Consider the following 15,236-nt stretch of genomic DNA (forward strand, 5'->3'; position numbering starts at 1 on the left):
CGACGCCCACGTCCTCACATCACCCAACACCCCACCCATAGCCAGAGCAACGACCACCCTGGCAACCAGTCACGCCAAAGACCGTTGCAGTACTAGGCACTGTTTCTCGGATCATGTGCGGAGCCAGATTAGGAGTGCTGCGAGTGTGACGGTGCCGAGGTAGATGTAGGCCCGTTTCTCGTAGCGGGTGGCGACGGCTCGGAAGCCCTTCAACCGGTTGATGGCGCGTTCGACGGTGTTGCGTTTCTTGTAGCGCTCGCCGTCGAACCCGGTAGGCCGACCGCCTCGGGAGCCGCGGTTGCGGCGGTGTTGTTGCTGGTCGAGACGTTCGGGGATGGTGTGCCGGATTCCGCGTCGTCGCAGGTAGCCGCGGTTGCTCCGGGATGTGTAGGCCTTGTCTGCCAAGACATGGTCGGGGCGGGTGCGCGGTCGTCCGACTCCGGTGCGGGGCACGGAGATCTGCTCCAACACACGCTCGAACTGGGGGCCGTCTCCGTAGTGTCCGGGTGTCAGGGCGAGGGCGAGGGGCCGGCATCGCCCCTCGGCGGCGAGGTGGATTTTGGTGGTGAATCCTCCGCGGGAGCGGCCCAGGCATTCGCCGATCTGACCACCTCCGCCAGCCGAACGACCAGTTTCCGCAGCACCGGATCGGCCTGGTTCGTCCCCTGGGCGGCCCCCTTTTGAACCACCGCGGCCGGCGGCGCTTTCCTGGCACCGGCGGCGTGTTGGTGGGCCCGCACCGCGGTTGAGTCCACCGACACATCCCAGTCGATCCGACCCGCGTGGTCCTCAGCGGCCTGAACCCTCGACAGCAACATCGCCCACGTTCCATCAGCTGACCAGCGGCGATGCCGTTTATAGACGGTCTCCCACGGCCCGAACCGCTCCGGCAGGTCCCGCCACTGCACACCCGTCCTCACCCGGTAGAGGACCCCGTTGATCACCCGACGGTGATCGCTCCACCGGCCCCCACGAGTACCACCACGAGGTAAGAACGACTCCAGCCGATCCCACTCCGCGTTCGTCAGATCTCCACGGCCCATACCGCCAGCCTGGCTCCAACCCCCCACTCATGTCAGGAGATCCGAGAAACAGCGCCTAGGCCGCGCGCGGGTGTGGCGTCATCGACAGGTTGTCCGGCTTGACCGTCACGATGGCCTGCGGGCGCGGGGGAGCCGAGGCGAGGTTCAGTCGCCAGCTCTGGAGCACGGTGGCGAGGATGATGAGGAGTTCTGTCCAGGCGAATTCTTCGCCGATGCACTTGCGGCGCCCGTCGCCGAAGGCAAGGAATGAGGAACGGCCGACGCCCTTTGCCCGCTCGGGTTCCCAGCGGTCCGGGTCGAAGATACCCGGGTCGCCGTAGACCTCGGGGTCGTGCTGGTGGATGTACGGGCTGTAGACGACGTCCGCGCCCTTGGGTATCGGGTGGCCGTCCAGTGTGACCGGTCGTGTGGTGGTGCGCGTGACCAGCCATGCGGGGCCGTACATGCGCATGGCCTCTTTCAACACGCGGCGCATGTAGGGGAGGGAGGTCAGGTCCTGCTGGGTGAGCGGCCGGTCGCCGCAGGCCGCTTCGAGCTCTGCGTGCAGCCGCTTCTCGATGTCCGGGTTCCTGCTGATCTCGTACAGCGTCCATGCCAGGGTCGTGCCCGTGGTCTCGATGGCACCTGTCAGCAGGGTGATCGCCTCGTCCTGGAGCTGCTGATGCGAGAGCGGGCCGGTCACGGGGTCATCGGCGGTGAGCAGGGTGGAGAACAGCCCGCCCCCGGGGGCCTCTTCCGCCGACTGATGTGCGGGGCAGGCGGCGGGCGCCTCTGCGTCGGCCGGTCCGGAGGCGGACAGCTGCGCGCGGTGGTGGTCGATTGCCTGGTCGATCAATGCCCGCAGGCGCGCTACACGGTGGGCGTGCGCGCGGTTCGCCGGCAACGGCAGCCGTGTCACCCAGCCCGGGAGGATGGTCTGCCGGATCGTGCCGCGCATGATCGCCGGCATCAGACCGGTGAACTCGGCCTGGACATGGGTGGGCAGACCCGAGCCGAAGAGGGCGACCAGGAAGGTCGAGAGGGTGAGATCGTTCATGTCGGCGTAGGTGTCGCGCGCGCCCCCGGGCGTCCAGGCGGCGGTGGCCGTCCGCACATGGTCGATCATGACGTCACCGCGGGTTGCTATGTGCGCCCGGTTGAACATCGGCTGTATGAGCCGTCGGTGTTTCATGTGCAGGTCGCCGTCGGCGATGGTGGCGAGGCCGTCGCCGAAGAAGACCCGCAGGGCGTCGATGATTTTCCCGCCCTTGGCGAAGGCGTCGACGTCCGTGACCAATACGGTGCGGGTGACGGCGGGGTCGGTCACCACGTAGGCGGGAGTGGGTCCGAGGAGGATCCGTACGACGCGGCCCTGGCGGCGCAGGGAATCCATGAAGTCCAGCGGGCGCCGGGCCAGCTGGTGGGCGTGTCCGATCAGCGGCAAGCGGCCGGGCGCGGTGGGTGCCGCGGTGGGGGACCCCGACAGAGGGCTCATGCGTACGTCTCCTCAAGATCATTCCGAGTAGGGCCGAGCGTGGCATGCATGCCCCTGTTGATCGCTGCTGACTCCACCGGTCTGATCACTTCCGACCGCTCGGCTTTCGAACTGCATTGGCAACTGCGCTGTCAGTGTGGGGATTTGTCGACGTGAGCGGTCCTGTCCGAACGTGACCGAATACCCGTCGGTACGGGTAGGGGAATTGATCCTTTCGATCTGACAACCGATAAGCTCCCTTCCGGCGCTGCGAGTTGACGACACACGCTCGCCAGCCTCGCCCTGCGTTCCCTGACGTATGCGGCGCACACACCCCCTGTCCGATCGTGTTGCTTGCGAAGGATGCAGATGGAACATGCCACTCCGCCCCCGGAGACGGCGCGGGCACCCGTTGCCTGGAACGGCTGGTGGCTCATGCCTCTGGCTTTCGGTGCTGGAACGGTCGCCACCGCTGTTGCGGGCCCCGACCAGGTTCAGATACCGGCCACGTTTGCCGGCGCCGCGGCCACCGTGGCCAGTGGCGCCTGCGTACGAATACTCCTCCGCGCCCAGGCCAAACTGCGCCGAGCCACCGCCGACGTTGCCACCGCACAGGCTGAGCAGGGGCGGCAGGCCCAGCTCCAGCAACAGCAGTGGGAGCAGTATGTGGCGGGCATGAAGGAGGAGTTCGCGGGCCAGCGCTCCGCTCTGGAGGGCCAGCTGACTGAAGCCGCCCAGGCCCATGAAGCGAAGTCGGCTGAAGCCGCGCAGGCCTATGAAGCGCAGTTGGCTGAAGCCGCACAGGCCCATGAAGGGAAGCTGAGCGCTGAAGTCGAGGGCCGGCAGGAGCAGGTAGCCCTGCAGCTGGCCGTCATCGCGCGCCTCGCCGGCGTACATCTGCCGCAGGCGCTCGAGCGGTTGCGGGCCGGTGACGCCATCGACGACGTCCTGGCCGAGGTCGAAGAGCCGGACGCCTCGCCCGAGCTGCGGGCCGAGGTGCGCAAGGTCCTCAGGACCGCGCTGATCGGCGTGGAGGAAGAGCTCGACCGCGCGACGTCGGCCGAGCACGCTGTTGTCAGCATCGGCAGCCGCCTCCAGGTCCTCATCGGTGGCCTGCGCGGACGCCTGCACGAACTGCAGACGGAACACGGACGGCTGCCTGCCCTGCGCGAAGCCTTCATGTTCTTGGACGCACGTCTTGGCCCTGCTGTACTGCTCGCCACCAGCATCAGTGTGCTCGGTGGCTCGGTCCGTCCCGGACGGCAGTGGCAGGAGCCGCAGAACCTGCTCCGCGTGGTGCGCGGCGGCATCGGCCAGATCAACGACTTCGGCCGCGTCAAGGTCGGCGCCCTGCCCGAACTCGGCGTCGACGGCGGGCTGGTGGACGACCTCACGACGATCTTCGGCCACCTTCTGGACAACGCTGCCCGCTACTCGCCGCCGTCCGAGCCGGTGGTCGTCTCCGGCAGGGAAGTCCCCAACGGCGTCGGCATCGAAATCCAGGACGTCGGCAAGGGCCTGAGCGAGGAGAAGAAGCGCGAAGCGGAACAGGCTCTCGCGGGCACCGCGGCGGGCCCCGGCCTCGGAGGCATCTCGGAAGGTGCGAACCTGGGCCTGCGCACGGTGGGCATCCTGGCACGCCGCTACGGCATCCGGGTCACCCTCGCAGACTCTCCCTGGCTCGGAACATCGGTGGTCGTCGTGGTCCCCGGCAAGTACTTCAGCGCCCTTCCCACTGCCGTCACCGAGCCCGCCTCCCGGAGCGCCGCCGTGGAGCCGAGCACCGCATCCGTCCCGGTCGCCTCCGCACGGACCGCCAAGGCCCAGGAAACCACGCCCGGCGGCCTGCCCAAGCGCAGGGCCAAGTGGCGTGATGCGCCGGAGCAGAACGGGACCGGACCGCGCCAGGACGCACCGGAGCGGTCCTCCGTGCGCGCCGAGCGTCCCGACGAAGCCGCGGGCGCCGTCCCGTCGCCGGAGTCCTTCGCGGGCCTCGCCGCCTTCGCCACGGCAGGCGGGCTGAGCGACCTGCCCGGTGAGACGACCGCGGACAACGACGCAGCAGGCAGCGGCGAGACTGCCGGACGCAAGTCCGACCGCACAGAAGAGAGCGACTAGTCCACATGACTCAACAGGGAACCGACGTGAGCTGGGCGCTCCGTGACCTGACGGAGAGCATCCCGGAGATCCGATTTGCCCTGGTGGCATCGAGTGATGGCAAGGCCATCACGTCCTACGGTGCCGAGGACCCCGATGACGTGGACCGTTTCGCGGCCGTCGTCGCGGGCCTGCAGGCACTCGCCCAGCCGGTGGCCGCGAAATTCCCGAAGAACGGCCAGCTGCGGCTCGCCATGATCGAGGTCGACGGAGGTCACCTCTTCGTGGTGAGGGCCGGCGTGGAGACCTACCTCGGAGTGCTGGCCAAGGAAGGCCTCGACCAAGGTCTCTTGGGCCACCAGATGAGGGACTTGGCCCGCAGGATGGGTGAGCTCCTGGGCACAACTCCGCGCCTGGACGAGAATTCTGGATGAGTTCTCCCCGCCCGCCCACGGACCCGTCCGGTCTCGAGCGCTACTACGTCCTCACAGGCGGCCGCAGCGGACCGGACGGCTCGGCCGCAGGCCTCGACGTCGCCACCCTCATCGTCTCCCGCGCCGCGGCCGTACCCGGCATGCAGCACGAGCACGAGGAGATCATCCGGCGCTGCCGCGATCCGCTGGCAGTGGCCGAAATCGGCGCCCACCTCGGCCTGCCCTTCCACATTGTCGCGGTGTTCCTCGCCGATCTGCTGGACGCAGGCCGTGTGGAGGCCCGTAACCCCATCCCGGCGTCAAGCGCGGGCAGCGGGCCCAACCACGCGCTCCTCGAGGAGGTTTTGAGTGCACTCCAAAAGCTTTGACCAACCCGGCCAGAAGACCGGGGGCATCGACTCGCTGAAGGTGATGATCGCCGGCGGCTTCGGCACCGGCAAAACCACCATGGTGGGCGTGCTCAGCGACATCAAGCCGCTGACCACAGAGGCGACGCTGACCCAGGCCAGCGCCGGCGTCGACAACCTGATCGGCGTGGCGGACAAGACGGAAACCACCGTCAGCCTGGACTTCGGCAAGATCGGAATCAACGATGAACTCGTCCTCTACCTCTTCGGCACGCCCGGCCAGGAGCGGTTCTGGTTCCTCTGGAACGGCCTCTTCAAGGGCGCCCTCGGCGCAGTGGTCCTCGTGGACACCCGACGACTGGACTCCAGCTTCCGCGCCATCGAGGAGATGGAGCGGCAAGACGTCCCCTTCGTCATCGCGCTCAACGTCTTCCCCGACTCCGAGAGCTACCCCGTCGAAGAGATCCGCGAAGCCCTCGACATCTCCCCGCACACCCCGGTCGTGGCATGCGACGCACGCGATCGCGCATCCAGCCGTGACGTCCTCATCGCGCTGATACGTCACCTCAAGGAACGCCCTGTCGTCGCAAGTTGGAGTCCCGGTGAACGACCAGCGTCCTGACACCTCTATCGGATGCCCCGTCGCACACGGCGACGGCGGCGACCCCACCCGGCTGTACGGGCCGCAGGCCGCGCTCGATCCGCACGGCATCTACGCGCGCCTGCGCAAGGAACACGGGACGGTGGCGCCGGTCCTTCTGGACGGCGACATCCCGGCCTGGCTCGTCCTCGGATACCGGGAGAACCGGCGGGTGCTGGACAACCCCCGCCAGTTCGGCCGCGACTCGCGGATCTGGCGGGACTGGAACGAGGGCCGGATCGAAGCCACCTCACCGCTGATCCCGATGCTCGGCTGGCGCCCCGACTGCGTATCGCAGGACGGCGAGCCCCACCGCAGGCTGCGCGGTGCGGTGACCGACGGCCTGCAAACCGTCGCCGGGCGCGGCATCCGGCGCCATGTCACGCACTTCGCCAACAAGCAGATCGACGCCTTCGCCGAAGCGGGCAGCGCCGACCTCGTGAGCGACTACGCCGAGTACCTGCCGATGCTCGTCCTGACCAGGCTGTTCGGGCTCCCCGCGGCCGAGGGACGCAACCTCGCCGTGTCCTGCGCCAAGCTCATCAAGGGCGAAGACGCCGTCGCCCACGACGGCCGCATCATGGAGATCCTCGCGGACCTCGCGTCGCGCAAGCGTGACGAGCCCGGCGCCGACTTCACGACAGGGCTCCTCGGACATCACGCGAACCTCGACGAGGACGAGATCCTCAGCCACCTGCGCCTGGTGCTGATCACCGCCCACACCACCACCAGCAACCTGCTGGCCCGGGTGCTCCAGCTCATCCTCACCGAAGCCTCCCGCCTCGCCGGCCTCGTGAGCGGACAGCTCAGCGTCTCCACGGTCGTCGAGGAGGTCATGTGGAACACGCCGCCGCTGGCCGTCCTGCCTGGACGCTTCGCCACCACCGACCTGGAACTGGGCGGCCAGAACGTCAAGGAGGGTGACCTCCTGGTGCTCGGGCTCACCGCGGGAAATCTCGATCCCGAGATCCGTCCCGACGACGGCGTCGCACTTCAGGGCAACCAGTCGCACCTGGCGTTCAGCGGCGGCCCGCACGAGTGCCCCGGCCAGAACATCGGCCAGGCCATCATCGAGACCGCCGTCGACGTCCTCCTGCACCGGCTGCCGGGCCTGCGCCTGGCCGTGCCGGCAGATGAACTCACCTCGACGGCCTCCACGTGGGAGGCACGCCTGGACGCCTTGCCCGTGGAGTTCACGGCGCACACCACCAGGGCGTGAGCACATGGGGGAGCCACGCAGAGCGTGGCTCCCCTTTCGCCGGCGCACGGTGAACGTGCCCCACCGGGACGCCAACCCCTCAACGGCCCCGGCCAACGGCTGAAGAGCCGGCTCGCGGCCATTGAATGCGCCCGGGGCGGGGGAGGCTCACCACGTATTCAGGACTCTTCACACGTCGGTCTCCGCCGCCCCGAACTCCCGCCTCAGAACCCTGGCGCTCTCGTCCATGCCCGCGATGGTGGCACCAGGGCGGCGGTGGTCAGCGTGCTCGGTGCGGGCTTCTGCCCGGCGGGATCCTCGAGCCGGGCAGAAGCGGTGTGTCACACCGCGAGGAGATCGTCCAGCGATCCCTTGCCCGACAGCTCGGCAAGAGCCGCAGGCCCTTCCTTCGACGCGGTGTACCGGCCCGAGATGAGGGCCCACTCGTAGTTGCCGTTGATCCAGTGCTGGATGGCCTCCACGCCCATCTGCACGTGGTCGCGCTGCTCGGGCGTGAGACCGAGTTCGTCACACATCCGCGGTACACGTGCCTCGAGTTCGAGGTACTCGTCCAGGCAGTCGGTGGTCATCCGGTACGCCTCCGCGGCGGCCTCTTCCCAGCTGCACCCGCGTTCGCGGTGCAGCACGGCTATCAGGTTGTGACCGTCTCCTCGGCGCCGCTCGCGTTCGAAGGAGTGGATGTCATTCATGAACCCGATGGTGTCCGCGGCGAGATCGCGCATCCGCACCATGAGCGGGTGGGCCTGCACCTGCGGCGGCACCTCGAAGCCACGGCTGCGCTCCCCGGCGTCGATGCTGTGGTGGATGCCCACCGTACGGCGCCGGAACTCCGCGTACTCCTCAACGCCGAGTTTGCCCGCCAGACCCCGCGCCGCCAGGTCTACCTCCTCGGTGTGTGCCACCAGGAAACGTCCCCAGGAAGCGGCGAAGCGCGTCCTCCACGTCAGGGACATGCCATCCGAGAGCCGGGACCAGACCTCGGACCAGGCGACGGTGATCGGGCACACCACGCGAGGGGCGGTCCCAGCGGGGCGCAGCGGAGTGGCGATCAGCTCCCGCGCGACCTCCGCTATGCGATCTGCGCGATCCGGCCTCCCGGCGTCAAACTGGTCGTCGAACAGGAAGGCCAGCGAGAACCAGTTCATCAGGACGACCATGTCCTCAGGCGAGGCATGCGGGTAGGTACGCGCGGCAGCCTGGGGGAGGTCCCAGGACTGGTACTCCTCGAATCCCGCCTGGCTGCGCACAAGCCCCATGTCCCAGACCCAGCGCAGATGACGCTCGCGGGCGTACTCCAAGTGCTCGCTGACCGGGGTCTTGAACGGGAGCTCGAACGTGACGTCCTGTGGCATGCGCGTCCTTTCTTGAGACGAATTACAGGCCCCCGCCCCTGCGAACAGGCGATCGTTGTCGACGCCCGCTGACTCGAACTGCTCAAAGTGAGTCGATAGTTGACGACTCAAGTGCGCTCCGAGACTGCCCAGAGCCTAAACGATCTATGCAACGCATGATGCGGTTGTGACATCGCCTCAACTCTGTCGCCCTCAGAGGGAGCGGCCGCTCCTCGCACCGGCGCACCGGCCTCCGCGAGGCCACCGATACACCGAGGCACCGTGGGCCGGCCCGGAAGTCACCGTGCGCCGCTCCAAGACGAACGCCCACAGCCACGCCGACAGCCACAGCCACAGCCACAGCCACAGCCACAGCCGGGACGTGATGCGGATCCCGGCGAAGAACGGCAGCACGTGCCCGGTATCCGCGTACCGCACCGGTACGGCTTCATGGACCTGAACCATCTCGTCAACCATCTCGTCGGACGGTCGAGCCAGTCGCCGATAGGGTGATGCGGCGCTGCGGTCCGGTCCGGTCGCGCGCAGCGGACCCTAGGTGCAGAGGTGTAGCGAGCGCATGAAGCGACCTGGACGGCTGTGGAAGATACCCGGAACGGGACCCCGGTTGCCCGGGGCCCTCGCCAGGAGTCGTTCCGTGAGGGGGAGTTCGGCGACAGACCTGCTGCGCAGCGTCGCCGGGCACGATGCGGTGTGGCTGGCCGCCGCAACCGTACTCGGTATGTCGGGCGGCAGGAACGCCCGCAGAGCCGCGCTGCGCGGCATCGGCTCCGTGGCGATCGTCACGGCCATCGATCGCGCGCTGGCCGAACCGGCCGCCCGAAGCACGCGCCCGGCACTGGACGCGCTCGCCGGGGTGGTTCCCCGCCCGAAGACCGTTTCCCTGCCCTCGAGTCCGACGACTTCGGCCGCCGCTTTCGCCTCCGGGGTGCTCCTGGAGTCGCCCCGCTACGGGCTCGCCGTGCTGCCCTTCGCCTCAGGACTGGCCTACGTACGCGGCCGTGCAGGCATCGACCACCGAGGCCGCGCGGCTATCGGCGCCATCGTGGGCATGGGTGCCGCACTGCTCACCTGCCGCTGGTGGCCCGTGAAGCCGGAGGCCGCGGCAGCCGCAGCCCCTCCCCGCAGGCCCGCTCCGGCGCTCGCAGCCGGCAAGGGTCTGCATCTGGTGGTCAATCCGTCGTCCGGTATCTCCTGGAACCAGGACACCGCCGAGACCCTGCGCACCCTGCTTCCCGAGGCCGCGATCACCGTGTTCGAGCCGGGTGACGACCTCATCGCGCTGCTCGACGAGGCAGCGAGGCGCGCCGTGGCCGACGGCGGTGCGCTGGGCGTTTGCGGCGGGGACGGCACCGTCAACGCGGGCAGCGCGACGGCAGCCCGCCACCACGTTCCTCTGGCCGTCTTCCCTGGCGGCACGTTCAACCACTTCGCCGTGGACCTCGGCAATCAGACACTGGAAGACGTGGCCCGCGCGATTCAGGCGGGCGACGCGGTCACCGCCGACGTGGGCCGGGCATCGTCACCCAAGAGCCCCCGCACGCGCCCCGAGACGGGTGCTCCGAACGCTTCACCCGACGAGCCGGCCGGCGTCTTCCCGGGCGGTGCAGAACAGCAGCTCTTCCTCAACACGTTCAGCATCGGCGTGTACTCGGAACTCGTCCATGCCAGGGAACGCATGGAGAAGCGCATCGGCAAATGGCCCGCTCTGGCCGTGGGGCTGGCGAAGGTCCTGGCCACAGGCACCCCGCTCTCCGTGGTCATCAACGGCCGCCCCCGCAGCATATGGCTGCTCTTCGCGGGTAACGGGATCTATCACCCGGCCGGTTTCGCCCCGACCTACCGCACCCAGCTCGACGACGGGCTCCTCGACGTCCGTGCGGTGGAGGCCGGTACGCCGCTGGCCCGCACACGGCTGCTCCTCGCCGTCCTGACCGGGACGCTGCACAACTCCCGGGTGCTGACGACAGCGCAGGTACGTCGCCTCGACCTGGAAGTCCTGCAAGGCGAACCGCACTTCGCCTACGACGGCGAGGTCACGGACGCCACCTACCGGCGCTTGGTCCTCGACAAGATACCCAAGGCGGTCACCCTGTACCGCCCTGCCGACCAGGACCGATGGCTTCGCTGACACCAGGCATCAATTCCCACAGGGCGGCGGGGGCGACAGGATGATTCCGCCGCCCCGCCGCCCCCCCCGTGTATCCGGTAAGCGCGTTCGCGTCTGTCAGAGCTGGCGACAGCGGGCGATGGCCCAGGAGAGACACCGAAGACCATGGGTCCGGTACCTCCGGCCATGGTCCGTGGGCTGCCGCTGCCGCTGCCGCCTCCGGCACCGAGCGAAGCCGACTCGAACTGCCTTGGTGCGCACGTGCGTTGTTCGTCGAGCCAAGTCCAGATCTTCCCGTACCCGCCGACGATCCTTCACACCGACGTCGTCGTCATCGGCAGGACCGCGAGGCATCCTGGCTCGGGCCAACTGCAACTGCCACTCGCTGTCTTGACCTGCCGGGCCGGATGTGTGGACCGGGCTGTTCCCTAGCCGTGGACCTTGATCTCGCCCAGGAACCAGCCGCTGACCTCGTCGAGTCCGATGCGGAACAGTCCGCCGTGTTCGGGGAAGGCGGCCCCGCCACTGACGACCTTGCCGCCGTTCAGATGAAGGTAGTTGCGGTTCTGCTCGGGCACTTCCGTCGCCCAGGTGAAATCGGCGGAGAAGGCGCTCGCGCGGCTTGCCGAATCGCCGAGTTGTTCGGCGATGTGCTCGGCCCAGACGGTGTGCGGTACCACCTCTCCGGTGACCGTGGTGCCGCATACGACGAGTGTGATCGGCAGGGTGAGGGCCTCGCTCTCTACTCGATCGGCCAACCTCTTCAACAGGGGATCCACGTGGCTCATGCCTGGACACCTGCCCGCTGTCCGCTGCGGCGAACTGTCGGTACACAAACTGACGCGTGCCAGCGACCGAGGTCTGCCCGTCCTCTGTCACGGCGTGGCGATGACGGTGCTCTGCGGGCCGTTCAACCTGCTGTTCAGCAGGGACGCAGAAAATCCGATCGCTGCACTCCTGCGTACTGCCGTCACACGCTGAGTCGGCCGACTTCCTGCGGATCCAAGCCGGTCAGTTGAGCGATGCGAGATGCCGGAATGCCGGCAGTCAGGGCCCGGTGGACGAGAGCCTGCCAGTCCTGCGTCAGGTCGCGGAACGCCAGCAGCTCCGTCTCTACGTCCGTGATGGACTGGGGCGCGCACTCCTGCTGGACCCTCAGCGCCTCTTCCTCGCTCAACGGAACCGGCAAGCGCTCTGCGTCCGAAGGGATCAGGGTGTGCGCCTCAGAGGGAAGAACCCGCACCTGGTCGGAGTCCGCTGACACGTCGTGGGCCTGCAGCCAGCCGTGTACGGCCGGAGTCTCCGCACAGTCCAGAAGGCCTACGGCGGCAAGAGCCGCCCCCAACCGCGGATGTCCGTCGGGGAGCAAGAACAAGTACGCGTCATCAGCCATCTCGGCATCGCTTTCGATCGGACATCAGCGGTGCCCTGATGCTAGCGCTCCTTAGCAGCCACGAGACCCAACCGCGACTTGAACGTGACAGCAGTCCGTAGCACAACGGCGTTCTGGATGAAGAGCGGCAAATTTCGGCACAGCAGCGACGGTGAGGTGGGGCGGAATTCAGGCCGGCCTGGCAGCCATTTGGACTACACCGTGCGGAGAGCAGGGATTATGGGCCTCAACGCCGGGTATTGGGGAAATCACCCTACGCGGCGCCGGGTCGGGAGTTCCCGCAGTCAAAGAGACTTGAGAGAAGGAGCGGTTATGGACACGACCGTTGAATTGATGCTTGAGCGGGTCCAGGACCGGGGCGGATACGCGGCACGGCAGCAGGCGGCCGGTGTGGTGCAGAGCGTGCTTGAGGTACTGGGGGCGCACCTGGTGGGCGATGACCGTACGGACCTGGCTCAGCTCCTGCCCCTGCCGTGCAGCCCGCTGCTCATCGACGTCGTACCTGCCAGCGAACCTCTCACGCCGTCGGGATTCGTCGAAGCGGTCGCCGCACGCGACGACCTCGAGGTCGGGCAGGCTCGGCGCGCCGTCACCGCGGTGCTGACCACCGTCGCGGATGTGGCCGACGACGCACTGCTACGACGTATCCTCACCCAGCTCCCGCCGGGGCATGCAGGCCTGTTCGGCCGGACTGACCCGGTGTGAACGGTCAATGGCGCCATACACGCCGCGCCTCGGACGCAGGGACACCGGTGGACGGACGCGATCCGCGATCCCGGAATTACGGAGTCATCTCAATTGGCTCGGTAGGCCATTGGTAAAGGAAGGGTATAGATTCCCCCGGTTCCGCGCCGCGAGGGAACGTCAACTCTTTCACGTCAGCGCAATCTGATGAAGCGCACTGGCTCGGAAACCAATCCAGACGACGAAGGAGCCTGAACATGGCCGATATCGACGTACTCGTGGTGGGCGCGGGCCCAGTGGGTCTGACGGCGGCGGCCGAACTGCGGCGGCACGGCGTGGACTGCCGCATCGTCGATCGGCTGGCCGCCCCGGAGCCCCATGCCAAAGCCATCGGCATCGTGCCCCGCACACTGGAGGTGTGGGACGCCATGGGCCTGGTCGGCAAAGCTCTGGACGAGGCGGTGCCACACCTGGGGCAGCTGGTCTACATCGACGGCAAGCCTCGCCCCCGGGTCGAGCTCACGTTGCCGCCCGAGGTCCCCTACCCCTTCGCCACGCTGCCCCAGTACGAGACCGAGCGGCTGCTCACCGAGCACCTTGCGGGATTCGGCACGGAAGTGGAGCGGTCGACCGAGCTCCGCTCGCTGGAGACGCGCCCGCACGAGGTCGAAGCCACGCTCGCGCACGGCGACGGCCGGATCGAACGTCTGCACGCCCGCTACGTCGTAGGCTGCGACGGCGCGCACAGCCTGGTCCGCAAGGCGGCCGGGCTGACCTTTGAGGGCGACGCCCTCCACGAGCAGTACATGATCGGCGACGTCGAGGTCGACTGGGAACTGCCCGCCGGTTACAGCATTCGGTCCGTGAAGCTGGACGCGAACGGCGAGGTGGACGACATGCTCGTCTGCATTCCGATGCCGGGCGTTCGGCGGTACTGGCTGTCGATGCTGCGCTCCGGCGACCAAGTCGAGGGCCAAGACGGCTCGAGCACTCAGGACGGTGCCGTCCTGGGCCTGAGTGATGGTCAGGGACTGGACCTCGACCAGATCCAGGCCGTGCTCGACCGGCTGTCCCCGGAGGTGACGACCGCGTCCACGCTGCGCTGGTCGTCCGCCTTCCGCACCAGCCACCGCCTGGTCGACCGATACAGCAATGGCCGCGTCTTCGTCGCCGGGGACGCCGCGCACATCCAGCCGCCGATCGGCGGGCAGGGTCTGAACACCGGTGTACAGGACGCCCACAACCTCGCCTGGAAACTGGCCCTGGCCGTCCACGGTCTGGCCACGGACGACGTGCTCCAGAGCTATCACGCCGAACGTCACCCGGTCGCGCAGGAAGTGGTCGGCCGCACCGTCCGCCACGCCCGTTCCGTCCGCAAGGCCGGTGCCGGCCCCATCAACAACGGCGCCGACACCGAGACGACGCTGCGGCGCCAGGCCCAGCTGCTGGTCACCTACCCGGACAGTCCATTGACCCAAGCGCAGACGGCGGACCACACACCCGAGGCCGGTCCCGCACCCGGCGAGAGGGCACCGGACTGCCGCGGCCTGTTGAGCGATCTCGCCACCTACCCGCGACGGCTGTTCGACCTGCTGCGCACCCCGAAGCACGTGCTGCTGCTGTTCGCGGACTCGGCACACGCATCGGGCGACGGCGCCGCCCGGCTCGAAGCCTGCGCCGCCGAGGCACAACGTGCCGCCCACGGCCTGCTCGACGCCTATCTGGTCACCGCCGCGGAGGTACCGGAGGACGCCCGCCCGGTCGGCCTGCGCCCGCCACGGGTGCGCGACGCGGCGGGCGAGTTCCGCGACGCCTATGCGCCCCGTGACGGCGAGGCCATCCTGATCCGCCCGGACGGCTACCTCTCCGGACGCTTCCACCCAGCCGTACCGGAACACCTGACGGAACATCTGCGCCGAACCTTCGTCTGACCCACGCTGCCGCGGGTGGCGCGCCGCCGGTGACGGTCCGGCAGGCGCGCCCCCGAAGAGTGAGGGACACCCGCCTACAGGGAGAGTGAGGGACACCCGCCTACAGGGAGAGTGAGGGACACCCGCCTACAGGGAGAGTGAGGGACACCCGCCTACAGGCAGTCAGCCTGTCGGCGGGTGTTGTCACGTGAGAAGTTCGGGGGAGGTGGTTGGTGGGGGTCTGCTCCGTCCTAGAGGCCCCCGACATCCCCTCCGTCCGCCTCATGATGCCCTCGCGTCTGCGGACCGCTGACAGATACTGGCCCCCGGCGCTACTCTCCGGGCACTGCCATGGGCGGACGGGGGAAACATGAACAGGCTTCTCGCATGTGTCGTGGCCGGTGCGGCGCTGCTCTCGGCGGTGGCCTGTACCGCAGGAGGCGGCCCGCCCAGGCAGAAGCCGTCACCGAGGGCCTCCTCGACGCGCACGGCGTCGCCGCGGGCCACTACAGCCGGCCGGGGACAGGTGGTCGAAGCGTCCAGAACCAACCTCACGG

13 protein-coding genes and 1 pseudogene are annotated in these 15,236 nt (G+C 68.4%); 8 read left to right on the forward strand and 6 right to left on the reverse strand.

The genetic code is table 11. The features are described 5' to 3' along the window. Positions 1 to 111 precede the first annotated feature (111 nt). Both ACFC96_RS36855 and ACFC96_RS36860 read right to left on the reverse strand, forming a co-directional pair. A pseudogene (locus ACFC96_RS36855) lies at positions 112 to 1,043 on the reverse strand (IS5 family transposase). 55 nt (positions 1,044 to 1,098) lie between these two features. Then, a complete protein-coding gene (locus ACFC96_RS36860; protein WP_376616495.1) occupies positions 1,099 to 2,517 on the reverse strand; it encodes a cytochrome P450 in 1,419 nt (472 codons plus the stop codon). A 348-nt stretch (positions 2,518 to 2,865) separates the two neighbouring features. Between ACFC96_RS36860 and ACFC96_RS36865 the strand changes: the two genes are divergently transcribed. From ACFC96_RS36865 to ACFC96_RS36885, 5 genes are read left to right on the forward strand one after another with little or no spacing between them, the layout of a single operon-like run. Then, positions 2,866 to 4,614: a sensor histidine kinase gene (locus ACFC96_RS36865; protein WP_376616497.1), complete on the forward strand. Its 1,749-nt coding sequence runs from the start codon at positions 2,866 to 2,868 to the stop codon at positions 4,612 to 4,614. Positions 4,615 to 4,619: 5 nt separating this feature from the next. Further along, positions 4,620 to 5,027 carry a roadblock/LC7 domain-containing protein gene (locus ACFC96_RS36870; protein ID WP_340458583.1) on the forward strand — a complete coding sequence of 136 codons (408 nt, stop codon included), beginning with the start codon at positions 4,620 to 4,622 and terminating at the stop codon, positions 5,025 to 5,027. After that, positions 5,024 to 5,395 carry a DUF742 domain-containing protein gene (locus ACFC96_RS36875; RefSeq protein ID WP_340458584.1) on the forward strand — a complete coding sequence of 124 codons (372 nt, stop codon included), beginning with the start codon at positions 5,024 to 5,026 and terminating at the stop codon, positions 5,393 to 5,395. The genes ACFC96_RS36870 and ACFC96_RS36875 overlap by 4 nt, the downstream gene beginning before the upstream one ends. Continuing rightward, entirely contained in the window at positions 5,376 to 5,996 is a 621-nt protein-coding gene (locus ACFC96_RS36880) for an ATP/GTP-binding protein (protein ID WP_340458585.1), read from the forward strand. Before ACFC96_RS36875 ends, ACFC96_RS36880 begins: the two co-directional genes overlap by 20 nt. Beyond that, the gene (locus tag ACFC96_RS36885) at positions 5,977 to 7,233 is read left to right on the forward strand and encodes a cytochrome P450 (RefSeq protein WP_340458586.1); all 1,257 of its coding nucleotides are present in this window, start codon (positions 5,977 to 5,979) and stop codon (positions 7,231 to 7,233) included. Before ACFC96_RS36880 ends, ACFC96_RS36885 begins: the two co-directional genes overlap by 20 nt. 320 nt (positions 7,234 to 7,553) lie before the next feature. Here the strand turns inward: ACFC96_RS36885 and ACFC96_RS36890 are convergent, their stop codons facing one another. Together ACFC96_RS36890 and ACFC96_RS36895 are read right to left on the reverse strand one after the other, a co-directional pair. Continuing rightward, the gene (locus ACFC96_RS36890; RefSeq protein ID WP_340458587.1) at positions 7,554 to 8,585 is read right to left on the reverse strand and encodes a 7-epi-alpha-eudesmol synthase; all 1,032 of its coding nucleotides are present in this window, start codon (positions 8,583 to 8,585) and stop codon (positions 7,554 to 7,556) included. 192 nt (positions 8,586 to 8,777) lie between these two features. Continuing rightward, positions 8,778 to 9,041 (reverse strand): hypothetical protein, encoded by a 264-nt coding sequence (locus ACFC96_RS36895; RefSeq protein WP_376616499.1) that lies wholly within the window; start codon positions 9,039 to 9,041, stop codon positions 8,778 to 8,780. Positions 9,042 to 9,219: 178 nt separating this feature from the next. On the opposite strand from ACFC96_RS36895, the gene ACFC96_RS36900 reads away from it, so the two are divergent. Further along, positions 9,220 to 10,713, forward strand: a complete 1,494-nt coding sequence (locus ACFC96_RS36900; RefSeq protein WP_376616501.1) for a diacylglycerol/lipid kinase family protein — start codon at positions 9,220 to 9,222, stop codon at positions 10,711 to 10,713. Positions 10,714 to 11,120: 407 nt separating this feature from the next. On the opposite strand, the gene ACFC96_RS36905 is transcribed toward ACFC96_RS36900, so the two are convergent. Both ACFC96_RS36905 and ACFC96_RS36910 read right to left on the reverse strand, forming a co-directional pair. After that, positions 11,121 to 11,480, reverse strand: coding sequence for a hypothetical protein (locus ACFC96_RS36905; RefSeq protein ID WP_376616503.1), 360 nt, complete (start codon positions 11,478 to 11,480; stop codon positions 11,121 to 11,123). A 182-nt stretch (positions 11,481 to 11,662) separates the two neighbouring features. After that, entirely contained in the window at positions 11,663 to 12,085 is a 423-nt protein-coding gene (locus ACFC96_RS36910; RefSeq protein ID WP_376224957.1) for a DUF6003 family protein, read from the reverse strand. A gap of 312 nt (positions 12,086 to 12,397) precedes the next feature. Between ACFC96_RS36910 and ACFC96_RS36915 the strand changes: the two genes are divergently transcribed. Further along, positions 12,398 to 12,790 carry a DUF2267 domain-containing protein gene (locus ACFC96_RS36915; protein WP_361410265.1) on the forward strand — a complete coding sequence of 131 codons (393 nt, stop codon included), beginning with the start codon at positions 12,398 to 12,400 and terminating at the stop codon, positions 12,788 to 12,790. 236 nt (positions 12,791 to 13,026) lie between these two features. After that, on the forward strand, positions 13,027 to 14,700 hold the full coding sequence (locus tag ACFC96_RS36920) for an FAD-dependent monooxygenase (protein ID WP_376616504.1): 1,674 nt from the start codon (positions 13,027 to 13,029) through the stop codon (positions 14,698 to 14,700). The last annotated feature ends 536 nt before the right edge of the window (positions 14,701 to 15,236 follow it).

The organism is Streptomyces sp. NPDC055955, from assembly GCF_042270245.1.
Taxonomy (GTDB): domain Bacteria; phylum Actinomycetota; class Actinomycetes; order Streptomycetales; family Streptomycetaceae; genus Streptomyces.